Source organism: Actinospineispora spinosispora DSM 44797, from assembly GCF_000429025.1.
Classification (GTDB): domain Bacteria; phylum Actinomycetota; class Actinomycetes; order Mycobacteriales; family Pseudonocardiaceae; genus Pseudonocardia; species Pseudonocardia spinosispora.
On sequence record NZ_KE386839.1, the window covers coordinates 105,567 to 119,271 of the forward strand.

Annotated in this window: 16 protein-coding genes and 1 riboswitch; of the genes, 10 read left to right on the forward strand and 6 right to left on the reverse strand. The window is 68.2% G+C overall.

The window, feature by feature from the left end; genetic code table 11:
* Positions 1–30: 30 nt before the first annotated feature.
* Complete coding sequence (thrC, locus tag G406_RS0142775; RefSeq protein WP_028938656.1) at positions 31–1,293, reverse strand: threonine synthase; 1,263 nt, start codon at positions 1,291–1,293, stop codon at positions 31–33.
* A gap of 9 nt (positions 1,294–1,302) precedes the next feature.
* Positions 1,303–1,459, reverse strand: a riboswitch (SAM riboswitch).
* Between the two features lie 180 nt (positions 1,460–1,639).
* Between thrC and holA the strand changes: the two genes are divergently transcribed.
* Both holA and G406_RS0142790 read left to right on the forward strand, forming a co-directional pair.
* Entirely contained in the window at positions 1,640–2,620 is a 981-nt protein-coding gene (gene holA / locus G406_RS0142785; protein ID WP_028938657.1) for a DNA polymerase III subunit delta, read from the forward strand.
* Positions 2,621–2,636: 16 nt separating this feature from the next.
* Positions 2,637–3,224, forward strand: a complete 588-nt coding sequence (locus tag G406_RS0142790; RefSeq protein WP_028938658.1) for a cysteine hydrolase family protein — start codon at positions 2,637–2,639, stop codon at positions 3,222–3,224.
* 134 nt (positions 3,225–3,358) lie between these two features.
* Here G406_RS0142790 and rpsT read toward each other — a convergent pair whose 3' ends face one another.
* Positions 3,359–3,619: a 30S ribosomal protein S20 gene (gene rpsT / locus G406_RS0142795; protein ID WP_028938659.1), complete on the reverse strand. Its 261-nt coding sequence runs from the start codon at positions 3,617–3,619 to the stop codon at positions 3,359–3,361.
* Between the two features lie 233 nt (positions 3,620–3,852).
* Here rpsT and G406_RS56415 point away from each other — a divergent pair, with 233 nt between their 5' ends.
* The 3 genes from G406_RS56415 to G406_RS0142810 all read left to right on the forward strand — a co-directional run bounded on the left by G406_RS56415 (position 3,853) and on the right by G406_RS0142810 (position 6,328).
* Positions 3,853–4,218 carry a WhiB family transcriptional regulator gene (locus tag G406_RS56415; protein WP_084216919.1) on the forward strand — a complete coding sequence of 122 codons (366 nt, stop codon included), beginning with the start codon at positions 3,853–3,855 and terminating at the stop codon, positions 4,216–4,218.
* A 59-nt stretch (positions 4,219–4,277) separates the two neighbouring features.
* The gene (locus G406_RS0142805; RefSeq protein ID WP_028938660.1) at positions 4,278–5,084 is read left to right on the forward strand and encodes a sulfite exporter TauE/SafE family protein; all 807 of its coding nucleotides are present in this window, start codon (positions 4,278–4,280) and stop codon (positions 5,082–5,084) included.
* A 65-nt stretch (positions 5,085–5,149) separates the two neighbouring features.
* Positions 5,150–6,328 carry an RtcB family protein gene (locus G406_RS0142810; protein WP_028938661.1) on the forward strand — a complete coding sequence of 393 codons (1,179 nt, stop codon included), beginning with the start codon at positions 5,150–5,152 and terminating at the stop codon, positions 6,326–6,328.
* On the opposite strand, the gene G406_RS0142815 is transcribed toward G406_RS0142810, so the two are convergent.
* Positions 6,309–6,986 (reverse strand): TetR/AcrR family transcriptional regulator, encoded by a 678-nt coding sequence (locus G406_RS0142815; protein WP_084216890.1) that lies wholly within the window; start codon positions 6,984–6,986, stop codon positions 6,309–6,311. The genes G406_RS0142810 and G406_RS0142815 overlap by 20 nt on opposite strands.
* 38 nt (positions 6,987–7,024) lie before the next feature.
* On the opposite strand from G406_RS0142815, the gene G406_RS0142820 reads away from it, so the two are divergent.
* The 3 genes from G406_RS0142820 to G406_RS0142830 all read left to right on the forward strand — a co-directional run bounded on the left by G406_RS0142820 (position 7,025) and on the right by G406_RS0142830 (position 9,974).
* Positions 7,025–7,372, forward strand: coding sequence for a rhodanese-like domain-containing protein (locus G406_RS0142820; RefSeq protein ID WP_028938663.1), 348 nt, complete (start codon positions 7,025–7,027; stop codon positions 7,370–7,372).
* A gap of 114 nt (positions 7,373–7,486) precedes the next feature.
* Positions 7,487–9,334, forward strand: coding sequence for a translation elongation factor 4 (gene lepA / locus G406_RS0142825; protein WP_028938664.1), 1,848 nt, complete (start codon positions 7,487–7,489; stop codon positions 9,332–9,334).
* 76 nt (positions 9,335–9,410) lie between these two features.
* On the forward strand, positions 9,411–9,974 hold the full coding sequence (locus tag G406_RS0142830) for a Uma2 family endonuclease (protein ID WP_342666285.1): 564 nt from the start codon (positions 9,411–9,413) through the stop codon (positions 9,972–9,974).
* A gap of 2 nt (positions 9,975–9,976) precedes the next feature.
* On the opposite strand, the gene G406_RS0142835 is transcribed toward G406_RS0142830, so the two are convergent.
* The gene (locus G406_RS0142835; RefSeq protein WP_169736888.1) at positions 9,977–10,441 is read right to left on the reverse strand and encodes a MarR family winged helix-turn-helix transcriptional regulator; all 465 of its coding nucleotides are present in this window, start codon (positions 10,439–10,441) and stop codon (positions 9,977–9,979) included.
* Positions 10,442–10,500: 59 nt separating this feature from the next.
* Complete coding sequence (locus G406_RS0142840; RefSeq protein WP_028938667.1) at positions 10,501–11,478, reverse strand: zinc-binding dehydrogenase; 978 nt, start codon at positions 11,476–11,478, stop codon at positions 10,501–10,503.
* Between the two features lie 34 nt (positions 11,479–11,512).
* Here G406_RS0142840 and G406_RS0142845 point away from each other — a divergent pair, with 34 nt between their 5' ends.
* Both G406_RS0142845 and G406_RS0142850 read left to right on the forward strand, forming a co-directional pair.
* Positions 11,513–11,722 (forward strand): hypothetical protein, encoded by a 210-nt coding sequence (locus G406_RS0142845; protein WP_028938668.1) that lies wholly within the window; start codon positions 11,513–11,515, stop codon positions 11,720–11,722.
* Positions 11,719–12,192 (forward strand): guanyl-specific ribonuclease, encoded by a 474-nt coding sequence (locus tag G406_RS0142850; RefSeq protein ID WP_051343443.1) that lies wholly within the window; start codon positions 11,719–11,721, stop codon positions 12,190–12,192. The genes G406_RS0142845 and G406_RS0142850 overlap by 4 nt, the downstream gene beginning before the upstream one ends.
* Here G406_RS0142850 and G406_RS0142855 read toward each other — a convergent pair.
* Positions 12,150–13,562, reverse strand: a complete 1,413-nt coding sequence (locus G406_RS0142855) for an amino acid permease (RefSeq protein ID WP_028938670.1) — start codon at positions 13,560–13,562, stop codon at positions 12,150–12,152. The two genes, G406_RS0142850 and G406_RS0142855, sit on opposite strands and share 43 nt — an antisense overlap.
* Positions 13,563–13,705 lie beyond the last annotated feature (143 nt).

Below are 13,705 nucleotides of genomic sequence, written 5' to 3' on the forward strand. Positions count from 1 at the left end.
GCCATGTGCCGCCGGGCCCCGGGAAGGGGTTCAGCTCTGCTTCAGTGCCTCACGCACGGCGGCGGTGGAGATGTCGACCGTGGCTGTCGGACCGACGTGGTCGGCGACCGCGTCGAGAGTCTTGAGGCCGTCACCGGTGATCAGCAGGACGGTCTCGGCGTCGGGGTCGAGCTTGCCGGTCTCGACGAGCTTGCGGGCGGTCGCCACTGTGACCCCGCCCGCGGTCTCGGCGAAGATGCCCTCCGTCCTGGCGAGCAGGCGGATCGCGTCGACGACCTCGTCGTCGGACACATCGGCGACAGCGCCGCCGGTGCGGCGAACGCTGTCCAGCACGTACGGGCCGTCCGCCGGGTTTCCGATGGCCAGCGAGCGGGCGATCGTGTCGGGACGCACCGGGCGGACGACGTCGTGTCCCTCGGCGTAGGCGGTCGACACGGGCGAGCACCCGGTGGCCTGCGCGCCGAACATGCGGTAGGCGGTCGGCTCGACGAGACCGAGTTTGCCGAGCTCACCGAAGGCCTTGTCGACCTTGGTCAGCTGCGAACCGGACGCCACCGGCACCACGATCTGCTCGGGCAGCCGCCAGCCGAGCTGTTCGGCGACCTCGTAGCCCAGTGTCTTGGAGCCCTCGGCGTAGTAGGGGCGGACGTTCACGTTGACGAATGCCCAGTCCTCCTCCTCGGCCGCGAGTTCCGTGGCCAGCCGGTTCACGTCGTCGTAGGTGCCGTTCACCGCGATCAGGGTGCCGCCGTACACGGCGGTCATCTGGATCTTTGCCTTCTCCAGCGAGCTGGGAACCAGCACCACGGAGCGCCAGCCGGCACGCGCCGCCGCCGCCGCGACGGCGTTCGCCAGGTTCCCGGTAGAGGGGCAGGCGAGGACGGTGAAGCCCAACTCACGGGCGGCGGCCAGCGCCACCGCGACCACCCGGTCCTTGAACGAGTGCGTGGGGTTGCCGGTGTCGTCCTTCACCCAGAGCTTCTTGATGCCCAGCTCCTTGCCGAGACGCTCGGCACGGACCAGCCGGGTCAGGCCGGGCTCGGTGTTGGGGTGCTCGGTGACGTTGGTGGGTACCGGGAGCAGGGACGCGTAGCGCCAGATCGACTTGGGGCCCGCTTCGATGCGCTCGCGGGTCACACCGGCGAAGTCGTAGGCCACCTCGAGGGGGCCGAAACACTCCGGACAGGCGAACTCGGGCGCGAGCGGGATTTCGTGGCCACACTCCCGACAGGACAGGGCACGCGCGGGGCCCAGGTTGAGCGTGGTGGTCGTGCTCAGGGCATCAACAGTCATGGCGAGGTCTCCTCATCTGTCCCGCACCGTGCGGGTCGGAATTGGCACCGTGATCGTCGACGACCTCGCCCTCACGGACGTGCTGCGCGTCGGCTACGCGCAGATCGGTCGACGCCGGTTGCCGGGGCTTCGTAGGGCCGTTTCCCTCTACCCCTCTGGATGAGCCGTATTCGATTGTGGCCCGCGGGCGGACCGTCCGTCGTGACGACGGACTGCCCTCACGTTACGTCACCGTCACCTCGTGCGCCCAGCCCGTTCCGTGATCTGGGACCACGCTCACGCTTCCGTGTGTCCCCGAGTGCGACCTGGGGCGTCACCCGGAACGGCTCGCTGGGACGATGGAGCCATGAGTGCCGACGGGACGATCAGCGTGAAGTCCATCCCGCTGCGACTGATCGTCGGTGATGAGGAACTGCTGGTCGAGAGGGCGGTGTCCGCCGCGCTCGCCTCGGCGCGGGCGGCGGACCCCGATGCGGAGCTGCGGCGTGTCGTCGCCGCGACGCTGACGCGCGCGGAGCTGGCCGAGATGGTGAGCCCTTCACTGTTCGCCGAAGGTCGAGTCGTCGTGCTCGAATCCGCGCAGGATGCCGGAAAAGATGTCGCCGCCTCGATCGTCGACTACATCCGCAACCCGGTCGACGGAGTGAGCCTCGTGGTGCTGCACGCAGGCGGGGCGAAGGGCAAAGCCCTGGCCGAGGCGGTCCGTGGCGAGGGCGCGGAGATCACCACGTGCGCGCGGCTGACCAAGTACGACGAGCGTGTCGACTTCGTGAAAGGCGAGATCCGGCAGGCCGGCGGCAAGATCAGCCCGGACGGTGTGCGGGTGCTGATCGACGCGGTGGGCAACGATCTGCGTGAGCTGGCGGCGGCTGCCGCGCAGCTGGTCGCGGACACCGACGGTGCCGTCGACGAGAACGCGGTTCGCCGTTACCACCGGGGTCGAGCGGAGGTCACCGGGTTCGCCGTCGCGGAGAAGGCCATCACCGGAGACCGAGCAGGTGCGTTGGAAGCGTTGCGCTGGGCGACGGTGCTGGGCGTGCCCTCGGTGCTGGTCGCCGACGCGTTGGCCGACGCGGTGCGCACAGTGGCGAAGGTCGGCGCGGCCGGTCGGGGGGATCCCTTCAAGTTGGCCGGACCGCTGGGGATGCCGCCGTGGAAGGTCCGCAAAGCACAGGGACAGGCCAGGGGATGGGCGCCCGCCGGCATCGCGGCGGCGATGGCCGTGGCCGCCGACGTGAACGCCGACGTCAAGGGTGCCGCGGCGGACGCGAACTACGCGCTGGAGCACGCCGTTCTGAGGATCGTTGCCGCGCGAGGCATCAAATAAGCCTAGCCTTTGGGGCATGACCAGGGCATTGCTCGCGATAGATCTGCAGGAATCGTTCCGTCAGCGGGAGAGCTGGGCCGCGTTGTCCAACCCGGGCATCGTCGGACGGGTGAACGAGCTGGCGGCCTGGGCGCGCGCGGAGGGCGACCTCGTCATCTGGGTGTTGCACGCCGAGCCGGGTACGGGCACGGTGTTCGACCCGGACAGCGGGCATGTGCGGCTGCTCGACGGTCTGGAACCGGCCGAGGGCGAAGCGGTGCTGACCAAGACCGTGCACAACGCGTTCACCACGACGAACCTTCAGCATCTGCTGACCGTGCGCGGGGTGCGTGAGCTGGTGATCGCCGGCATCCGCACCGAGCAGTGCTGTGAGACGACCGCACGGATCGGTTCGGACCTCGGCTTCGACGTCACGTTCGTGACGGACGCGACGGCCACGACACCGCTCCCGCACTGGGAGGCCCCAGCGGATCAGAGTCTCGCCGAGCAGCTGGCCGATCCGAGGACGATGCAGGTACAGGACGTCACCGCGCGCACGGAGTACGCACTCGCCGGGCGGTTCGCGACCATCGCCAGCGTGGCGGAGCTGACCGGACTCCGCTAGTCAGGGTCCGGACATGACTTCGGCGGCGCTGCCCCACGGGAAAGGGCAGCGCCGCCGAAGTGTGCTACGGAAGTGCTATCTGATGCATCGCCACGGGATCATCCGGTGTTACACCCGCGCGAGATCAGGATGGATCAGACCGAGGCGGCCTTGCGGGCGATCTTGGCCTTCTTGTTGGATGCCTGGTTGGCGTGGATGACGCCCTTGCTCGCCGCCTTGTCCAGCGCACGGCTCGCGGCACGCTGCTGAACGGTGATCTGCTCGGTGTCGCCGGACTCGACGGCTTCACGGAACCGGCGGATCGCGGTCCGGACCGCGGACTTGACCGACTTGTTGCGCTGGCGGCGCTTCTCGTTGGTCTTGACCCGCTTGATCTGGGACTTGATGTTGGCCACGCGACTGCCTCTGGTCTTCCTGTTCGTCGTTGTGCGCCGCACACCGACGCAGGTTGCATTCAGTGGCGGAAGCATTGCCGCCCCGTGTCGCCGCGCAGCGTCAATCGCCGCGGGGATCACGCAGGGCTTTCCGACAACCAGGGTAACAGCGGGTGCTGACCTCAGGGTTCCCGGGGGCGATCTCGGTGCCTTCCCTGATGTTCGGGCGACGCGTGCGCAGCAGCATTGTGCTCATGAGGGGTAACCGAGACCTGAGCACCCGGACACCATGCAGCAAGTCCGACCCGGAACTGTGGTTCGCCGAGCGTCCGGCCGAGCTGAACCTGGCCAAGGCGCTGTGTGCCCAGTGCCCGATCAAGGCCGCGTGCCTTGCCGAGGCGCTGGAGCGGGCCGAGCCGTGGGGCGTCTGGGGCGGTGAGATCGTCCAGGAGGGCGTCGTGCTCGCCTACAAACGCGGCCGGGGTCGCCCCAGCAACTCCGATCGTCGTCTCGGACTGTTCACCCGGGTGGCGCCCGGCGCGGTGAGCTTGACCGACCGGGTGGTCCAGACGGTCGTTCAGCACGAGGAGATCGAGCCCCTGCGGTCGCGGTCGGCCTGACGTGACCTTGGTCAAACGACTCGGCTGACCGGCGGAGGTCCCGTTTAGGGTCGGCGACGGTGAACACTCCGCTCGACTGGGCCGGCTTCGGCGCGGTCACTCCGCTCGCGTTGGCCGTGCTGTGCGTTGCGGCTTTCGTCGCCGGCGCGGTGGATGCGATCGTCGGTGGCGGAGGCCTGGTCCAGCTGCCGGCCATGCTGCTGTTCTCCCCGGGCGGGGCGGCCGTGCATTCGCTGGCCACCAACAAGGTGGCCTCGGTGTTCGGCACCGCGTCGGCCGCGGTCGGTTACGCGCGTCGGGTGCGGATCGACTGGGCGCATGCACTGCCCATGGCCCTGATCGCGCTGTGCGGGGCTCTCGGCGGTGCTCGTCTCGCCGCCGCGCTGCCGTCCAAGATTCTGACGATCGTCGTGCTGGTCGCGTTGATCGCCGTGGGCCTCTACATCTGGCGCAGGCCCGAGCTCGGCGTCGTGCACGCGCCGAGGTTCGCTCGGCATCATCAGCTGCTGGCGATGTGTGCCGGCGGGTTGCTGATCGGTTTCTGGGACGGCCTTGCCGGTCCTGGCACAGGGTCGTTCCTGGTGTTCTGGCTGGTCGCGGTGGTCGGGTTCGGCTTCCTGGACGCCTCGGCGACCTCGAAGATCGTCAACACGGCGACGAACTTCGGCGCCCTGTTGTTCTTCGTGCCGGCCGGGGTGGTTCTGGTGGGCCTCGGTGTGGTCATGGCGTTGTGCAACGTGGCCGGGAGCCTGATCGGAGCGCGCCTGGCGATCCGTAAGGGGACCGGGTTCGTGCGCACGGTGTTTCTCGTGGTGGTCTGCGCGCTCATCCTGAGCCTGGTCTGGAAAATCGTCCGAGCCGGCTGAATCGGGTTGTGTGCTGTTCGTATCCTGGGAACGACAGCACAGCAATTCTTGTTCAGGGGGCCACGATGCGGCAGATCAATAAGAAGCTCCTGTCCTGGGCGTCGATTCTCGAGGAGAAGACACTCGAGCAGGCGGAGGCGACTTCACGGCTGCCGTTCATCGCGCCACACGTCGCGTTGATGCCCGACGCGCACTGGGGAATGGGCTCGACCGTCGGAAGCGTCATTCCGACGGACAACGTGGTGATGCCGGCCGCGGTCGGGGTGGACATCGGGTGCGGGATGGCCGCGGTCCGAACCCACCTGACCAAGGCCGACGTCGACCGGATCGGCTCGCTGTCCGTGCTCAGGAAGGCGATCGAGCGGGATATCCCGGTGTCCATGGGCCAGTACCGGTCGAACCTGACGGCGAGCGCCGAGGCCCGGGTCGCCGAGCTGGAGCGGCGGGCGACCAAGGACGACGTGCACCCGGACGGTTACGCCGGCAACTGGCGGTTGCAGCTGGGTACGCTCGGCTCGGGAAATCATTTCATCGAAATCTGTCTCGATGAGGCTGACCGGGTGTGGGTATTTCTGCATTCCGGTTCTCGCGGCGTCGGAAATCGGATCGCCAAGAAGCACGTGAAGATTGCGCAGGAGCTGTGCGAGCGGTGGTACGTCCCGCTGCCGCACAAGGATTTGGCGTACCTTCCGACGGTTGCCGACGAGTTCTGGCTCTATCTACGGGATTTGCGGTGGGCGCAGGCTTTCGCCGCGGCGAATCGTGCGGAGATGGTCGATCGGGTGGTGGACTGCCTTGCCGAGTGGTTCGGCGCCGAGATCGTCGCGGAGGAGACGATAAACTGCCATCACAATTACACGGAGAAGGAGAAGCACTTCGGCCGCGAGGTCTGGTTGACGCGGAAGGGCGCGATCAACGCGGCAGAGGGCGCGCGCGGCCTGATCCCGGGCTCGATGGGTACCAGGTCCTACGTGGTGACCGGCAAGGGCAACCGGCCGTCCTTCTGCTCGGCACCGCACGGCGCCGGGCGGAACTTCTCCAGGGCCGAGGCGCGGCGTCGGTTCACCGTGTCGGAGCTCGCGGACGCGATGAAGGGGATCGAGTGGCGGTCGGACAACGCCGACGCGTTCCTCGACGAGATCCCGGGCGCGTACAAGGACGTCGACGTGGTCATGGCGGATGCCGCCGACCTGGTGAGCATCGATCACACGTTGCGGCAGATCCTCAACGTGAAGGGCGACTGACCCGCTCGGACGGGGAGAACACGAGTTCGACGTGACACAGCAGGCCCTCGAGCAGGTCCTGCTGTGTCACCCCGGCGTTCAGCTGTGCGAGCAGGTGCTCGGCGGCGAGCGGCGCCAGGAGAGCGTGGCTCAGCACCACCGCCCGGTGGGCGGGGTGGCCGGCGTCCACGAGCAGGATCCGCAGGTGGGTGTGCCAGAAGGCGAACGCGCCGAGCCTGAATCGTGCGCCGACGCTCGCGGTCTCGGACATGCGGACCAGCTCGGCGTTGGACAGTACGTACTCCAGGTAGGCCCGGACGAAACCCTGCGCGCGCGAGGTGGGCGCCGCTCCGGGACCGAGGGGTGGCTCTCCTTCCAGTAGGGCCCGCTGCAATGCCTGTTCCCGGTCGTCGAGCAGCGCGGCGGCGAGTCCGGACTTGTCGCCGAACCGGCGGAACACGGTGCCCTTGCCGACCTGGGCCTCGGCCGCCACCGCGTCCAGGCTCACCGCGTCGACGCCGTGCTCGGTGAAGAGCCTGGCGGCGGCATCCAGGATGCGGCGCCGGTTGCGAGCCGCGTCCGCCCGTTCCTTGGGCGGTTCGGGCCGGCCGAGTCCGGGAGCCTCCAGCGAGCAGGAGCTTGTCAAAGCGGACTGCGGTCCGTTACGTTGATCGGGCACAACCGGACCGTAGTCCGAATCAGCGAGAGGATCCAGCCATGACCACACTGATCACCCGTGACGAGCTGCGTGCGGCACTGGACGAGGGCGAGGTGACCGTCGTCGACGCGCTACCGGAGAGCTACTACGCACAGGCTCATCTGCCCGGCGCGGTGAACCTTGTCTCCGACCACGTGGCGACCAGGGCGGCGGAGCTGCTGCCGGACCGTTCCGCGGCGATCGTCACCTACTGCTCGAACGCCTCGTGCGGCAACAGCCAGGCCGTGGCGAGCAAGCTCGAGCAGCTCGGCTACACCAACGTCCGCAAGTACCGGGACGGCATCCAGGACTGGAGCGAGGCCGGTCTGCCGGTCGAGTCCGGGCCCGGGGCCGGCGCGACGCACTGAGCCGGTGATCGTCGGGTCGCGGTGGAGAGTTCGCACACGTCGACAGGCATGCAGATCGGGTTCGGGCCGGGGACATGCGACCATAGGGGGAGTCCCTGCCATTGAAGGAACCGAGTGAGCACGTTCGCCGACCGAACTTTCACCGCGCCCGAGCGCATCCGCAACTTCTGCATCATCGCGCACATCGACCACGGCAAATCGACGCTGGCCGACCGCATGCTGCAGTACACCGGTGTGCTCGACGAGCGCAGCTACCGCGCCCAGTACCTGGACCGGATGGACATCGAGCGCGAACGCGGCATCACGATCAAGGCGCAGAACGTCCGGCTTCCCTGGAAGGTGGAGGACACCGAACACGTCCTGCACCTGATCGACACCCCGGGCCACGTCGACTTCACCTACGAGGTGAGTCGTGCGCTGGAGGCCTGTGAGGGCGCGATCCTGCTGGTCGACGCCGCGCAGGGCATCGAGGCGCAGACGCTGGCGAACCTGTACCTGGCGCTGGAGAAGGATCTCACGATCATCCCGGTGCTCAACAAGATCGACCTGCCGGCCGCCGACCCGGACCGCTACGCGGCGGAGCTCGCGCACATCGTCGGCTGCGAGCCGTCGGACGTGCTGCGGGTGAGCGCGAAGACCGGTATCGGTGTCCGTGAGCTGCTCAACGAGGTCGTCCGGCTGGTCCCGGCGCCGGTCGGTGACGCGGAGGCCCCGGCCCGCGCGATGATCTTCGACTCGGTCTACGACACCTACCGTGGCGTCATCACCTACATCAGGGTGGTGGACGGCAAGATCACCCCGCGCGAGCGGATCAAGATGATGTCCACCGGTGCCGTGCACGAGCTGCTCGAGGTCGGCATCGTCTCCCCGGACGCGAAGCCGTCCGACGGTCTCGGTGTCGGCGAGGTGGGTTACCTCATCACCGGCGTGAAGGACGTGCGCCAGTCGAAGGTCGGCGACACGGTGACGTCTCAGCGCCATGGTGCGACCGAGGCGCTGACCGGCTACCGCGAGCCCCGCCCGATGGTCTACTCGGGGCTCTACCCGGTGGACGGTTCGGACTACCCGGAGCTGCGTGAGGCACTCGACAAGCTGCAGCTCAACGACGCGGCACTGACCTACGAGCCGGAGACCTCCACGGCGCTGGGCTTCGGCTTCCGCTGCGGGTTCCTCGGTCTGCTGCACCTGGAGATCACCCGCGACCGGCTCGAACGCGAGGCAGGCCTGGACCTGATCGCGACCGCGCCGAACGTCGTGTACCGGGTGAGCCTCGACGACGGCACCGAGATGACCGTGACCAACCCGTCGGACTGGCCGAGCGGCAAGGTCGCCGAGGTCCACGAGCCGGTCGTCAAGGTGACGATCCTGGCACCGTCGGAGTTCATCGGCGCGATCATGGAGCTGTGCCAGACCCGGCGCGGCCAGCTGGGCGGTATGGACTACCTGTCGGAGAGCCGCGTCGAGCTGCGCTACACGATGCCGCTCGCCGAGATCATCTTCGACTTCTTCGACGCGCTGAAGTCACGCACCCGCGGCTACGCGAGCCTGGACTACGAGGAGGCCGGCGAGCAGGTCGCCGATCTGGTGAAGATCGACATTCTGCTGCAGGGCGAGCCGGTGGACGCGTTCTCCGCGATCCGGCACCGCGACTCGGCATACGCCTACGGCACCACGATGGCCACGAAGCTGCGCGAACTCATTCCCCGCCAGCAGTTCGAGGTGCCGATCCAGGCCGCGATCGGGTCGCGCATCATCGCGCGGGAGAACATCCGCGCGATCCGCAAGGACGTGCTCGCCAAGTGCTACGGCGGTGACATCACCCGGAAGCGCAAGCTGCTGGAGAAGCAGAAGGAGGGCAAGAAGCGGATGAAGACCATCGGTCGGGTCGAGGTCCCGCAGGAGGCCTTCGTCGCGGCGCTGTCCACCGACGAGTCCGGCGACAAGGCCAAGTCGAAGAAGTAAAGACTGTCGGTACCCCCTGCTCCACTCCTCACCATGGAACTGGCCACGACCCGGAAATGGGGGGACCATGACAGCCATGGCTACGTCCACCTCCAGCGACCGACCGTTCACGGTCGACGATCTGGTGACGATGCCCGAGGACGGGCGCCGCTACGAGCTGCTGGACGGGGTGCTCATCGTGAGCCCCGCGCCCGGTAGACGCCATCAGCGGGCTAGCTTCAAGCTCGCCATGGTGCTGGAGCAGTCTTGCCCGGACACCATGGAGGTGCTGATCGCGCCATTCGCGGTGCAGACATCTCGGACCACCGAGCTCCAGCCTGATGTGCTGGTGGCCAGGGAACGAGACCTCACCGAGCGCAACCTGCCCACAGCGCCGCTGCTCGCGGTCGAGGTGCTGTCACCGAGCACAGGGCTGCACGACGTCAACAGCAAGAAGGCAGCATACGAGCGGATGGGCGCACAGAGCTACTGGGTGCTGGAGCCACTGACCTCGTCGTTGACGGTGTTCGAGCTGGACGCGAGCGCCCGATACCAGCAGGTCGCGGTGGTGAAGGGGACGGAACAGTACGACGCGACCGCGCCGTTCCTCGTCCGGATCGTGCCCGACGAGTTGCTGAAGCGGTCGCGCCGTACCTCGTAGCTCTATTCGGGCGTCAGCGGCAGGTTGTTGACGAGCATGCTGAGCAGCGAGCGCAGGGTCGCGTCATTGCCGGACATCTGTTCGAGCAGGTCGCCGACCCGCAGTTCGAGCTGCTGGCTGACCCGCTCGACGACCTCACGACCCGCCGGTGCCAGGTGCACGAGCACCCGCCTGCGGTCGTTCGGGTCGTTGCGGCGGAAGGCGAACGACTGGGCGACCAGGCGGTCGACCATGCGGGTCGCGGTGGGGTTCGGGATGGCGGCGTGCTCGGCGATCTCGCCCATGCTGCGGCCGCCGCCCCGGGAGAGAAGCAGCAGGACACGCCATCCCTCCCGGCTCAATCCCTCTTGGGTGGTCACGGGTGTCACGACCGCGTCGACAGCTCGGTCGGCGTGGTCAAGCAGCTCCACCACGGTGGAGTGGTCCCCGGGAGCCCGAGGCGATGGCACGTGTGTTGTACCGGTCACGGATAAAGAGTGTACGGCTTGTTGTGACCGAAATGGAATGATCCCCCCGAAAGCACGGTTCATGCCGCCTGTGACTTGGTAAAGACGATCTTTCCGGCGGTCTTGCCGTCGAGCATGGTCCGGAAGCCTTCCTCGGCCTGCTCGAAGGGCAGTTCGAGACCGACCTCGGGGGTGATGCCGGCGGTGTCGACGAAGGCGAGCAGGTCGCGCAGCTCGTCGAGCGTGCCCATGGTCGAGCCGACGACACGCAGCTGGAGGAAGAACAGTCGCTGCAGGTCAGCGGACGGGTTGGGGCCGCTCGTCGAGCCGGAGCAGACGATGACGCCGCCCGGCTTGAGAGCGCGCATCGAGTGGCTCCAGGTGGCCTCACCGACGGTCTCGAACACGCCGTCGACCTTCTCCGGCAGCCGCTCGCCGGACGCGAAGGTCGCGTGCGCGCCGAGCTTCTCGGCCAGCGCCCGCTTGTCGTCCCCCCGGCCGGTGACCCAGACCCGCAGGCCGGCGGCGCGGCCCAGCTGGACCAGCGCGGTCGAGACGCCACCGGACGCACCCTGGACGAGCATGGTCTGCCCGGGGCGCAGGCCGGACTTGGTGAACAGCATCCGGTAGGCGGTGAGCCAGGCGGTGCCCATGCCCGCGGCGTGTACCGAGGACAACCCGGCCGGCTTGGGGATCGCGTTGCGGGCCGGTACGACGACCTTCTCCGCGAACGTGCCCTGATGCTTCTCGGTCAGCAGGCTGCGGGACGGGTCGAGCGTCTCGTCGCCGGTCCAGTCCGGGTCGCTGATCACCGAGTGCAGCACGACCTCGGAGCCGTCCGGCAGTGTGCCGGTGCCGTCGCAGCCCAGGATCATCGGGAACTGCTCCGGCTTGATCCCGACACCACGCAGGGTCCAGATGTCGTGCATGTTCAGGCTGGCCGCGGTGACGTCGACCTCGACCCAGCCCTCGGGAGCCTCGGGGGCCGGACGCTCCCCGACGGTCAGCGAGGCGAGGGGGTCGTCGCGGTTGGGCTCGGCTGCATAGACGGCGAACATGGTCACGAACATAGCCGGGTTTACTCTGTGACGCGTGCTGCGCTCTCTTGCGGACTGGTGGGACTCGGTCGAACTGTGGATCACCCAGCTCGCCTTCCCCTTCCAGGTCCTGCTCGCGATCGTGGTGCTGCTGCCGCTGTGTGCGGGTGTGGCGGTACTCGCCGACCTCGCCTCGGACCTGTTCGACAACCTGATGGCGCGGCGCCGGTTCGCCCGGGGCGACGATCGAGCGGAGAGTCGATGAGCATCGCCGGCGGCCGGCTGCGGACGTTCTGGCTGGTCCTCGGTCTGCTGGGGCTGCTCGGTGCGGTGCTGCTGGGTTGTTCGTCACCCACCTCGACGCCCAGTGCGAGCACCGCGCAGAGCTCGGCCAAGGGTGGCTGTCCCGCGCCGTCGAAGGATGCGCCGGGAGCGGCCGCCTCGAAGCTGAAGGTCCAGTCGCTGTGTGCGCTCCCGCCGGAGGCGGCGCAGGTGTGGCACACGATCGAGACCGGCGGAAAATTCGCCTACTCGCGTGACGGCATCGTGTTCAACAACGCCGAGAAGCGCTTGCCTCTAGAAGCACGCGGTTACTACCACGAGTACACGGTGCCCACCCCGGGATCGAAGGACCGGGGCGCCCGGCGGCTCATCACCGGGCAGGAGCACGAGCTGTACTACACCGCCGACCACTACAGCTCCTTCGTGGTGGTCGACGCCGCCGCGACCGGCTGATCGTCGCCCGCGAGCCTGGACAGCTCGGCGAGGTCGACCGAACCTCCCGGCAGCACCTTGCGGGTGTTGCGGTAGCCGTACAGCACGTACACGAGCATGCCGACGAGCAGCCAGCCGAGCAGCCGCAGCCAGGTCTCCAGGGCGAGGAACGACATCAGCCAGACGGAGAACCCGATGCCCAGGATCGGGACGACCGGCATGCCGGGACAGCGGAACGACCGGGGCAGGTCGGGCCTGCGATAGCGGATGACGACGACCGCGGCGCTGACGATCACGAAGGCCAGCAGGACCCCGATGTTGGTCAGCTCGGCGACTTCCTGCACCGGGACCAACCCGGCCAGTGCCGCCGAGGCGACACCGATGATCCAGGTCGCGCGGTGCGGCACCCTGCGCTTCGGGTGCAGCTCGCCGAACCACTTCGGGGTCAGCCCGTCCCGGCTCAGCGCGTACCACAGGCGGGAGGCACCGAGCATGAACGAGAAGCTCACCGTGACGATGCCGAGTACCGCCCCGATCGCCACGACGATCCCGACCCCGCCCAGCCCGACGCTGCTGAACGCGGCGGAGAAACCGCTCTTCGGGTCGACCTCGGTGTAATTGACCATCCCGGTCAGCACGACACAGGCCAGCACGTACAGCACCATCGAGATGGCCAGCGAGAGGATCATCGCCTTCGGTAGGTGCTTGCGCGCCTGTACCGACTCCTCGGCGGCGGTGCTGAGCGCGTCGTAGCCGAACACCGCGAAGAACACCGTCGCGGCACCGGCGACGGCGCCGCCGAAGCCGAACGGCGCGAACGGGGTGAGGTTGCTGGTCTTGACCTGCATCAACCCGACAACCACGACGAGCAGCACCACGGCGATCTTGACGACGGTCAGCACCACGTCGACCCGGGCGGACGTCCGGGTGCCCCGGTTGAGAAGCCAGGCGACACCGAGGCAGATCAGCATGGCGATCAGGTCGACCCGGTGGCCTTCGCCCGAGCCGGGCGCGCCGAGCATCCACACCGGGAGCTGCAGGCCGACCGCGTTCAGCAGGTAGCCGACATAGCCGGACATGCCGATCGACACGGCGGCGACGATCGCGGTGTACTCCAGCAGCAGGTCCCACCCGATGATCCAGCCGACCAGCTCACCGAGAACCGCGGCGCCGTAGGTGTAGGACGACCCGGCCCTGGGCACCATGCCGGCGAACTCCGCGTAGGCGAACGCCGCACACAGCGAGGCGACTCCGGCGATGAGGAACGACACCAGCACCGCGGGTCCGGCGACGTTGCGTGCCACCGCGCCGGCGAGGCTGAAGATGCCGGCGCCGATGATCGCGCCGACGCCGATCAGAGTGAGCTGGGTCAGTCCGAGCACCCGGTTCATGCGGCGGCCCTGAGGTTCCTCCGGTGCCGGCAGCGTGCGTCGGAAGACGCCGCGCTCCCCGGTGCCGAACAGCCCGCCACTCGTCTCGCTGCTCACCACAGAACCTCCGGCTGTTCATGCATGTAGGCCAGGTCACATCTGAA

Bases quoted from the DNA above. Each gene is read 5' to 3' on its own strand.
- thrC (WP_028938656.1), bottom strand. From the start codon at position 1,293: ATGACTGTTGATGCCCTGAGCACGACCACCACGCTCAACCTGGGCCCC.
- holA (WP_028938657.1), top strand. From the start codon at position 1,640: ATGAGTGCCGACGGGACGATCAGCGTGAAGTCCATCCCGCTGCGACTG.
- G406_RS0142790 (WP_028938658.1), top strand. From the start codon at position 2,637: ATGACCAGGGCATTGCTCGCGATAGATCTGCAGGAATCGTTCCGTCAG.
- G406_RS56415 (WP_084216919.1), top strand. From the start codon at position 3,853: ATGAGGGGTAACCGAGACCTGAGCACCCGGACACCATGCAGCAAGTCC.
- G406_RS0142810 (WP_028938661.1), top strand. From the start codon at position 5,150: ATGCGGCAGATCAATAAGAAGCTCCTGTCCTGGGCGTCGATTCTCGAG.
- G406_RS0142820 (WP_028938663.1), top strand. From the start codon at position 7,025: ATGACCACACTGATCACCCGTGACGAGCTGCGTGCGGCACTGGACGAG.
- G406_RS0142830 (WP_342666285.1), top strand. From the start codon at position 9,411: ATGGCTACGTCCACCTCCAGCGACCGACCGTTCACGGTCGACGATCTG.
- G406_RS0142840 (WP_028938667.1), bottom strand. From the start codon at position 11,478: ATGTTCGCCGTCTATGCAGCCGAGCCCAACCGCGACGACCCCCTCGCC.
- G406_RS0142850 (WP_051343443.1), top strand. From the start codon at position 11,719: ATGAGCATCGCCGGCGGCCGGCTGCGGACGTTCTGGCTGGTCCTCGGT.
- G406_RS0142855 (WP_028938670.1), bottom strand. From the start codon at position 13,562: ATGAACCGGGTGCTCGGACTGACCCAGCTCACTCTGATCGGCGTCGGC.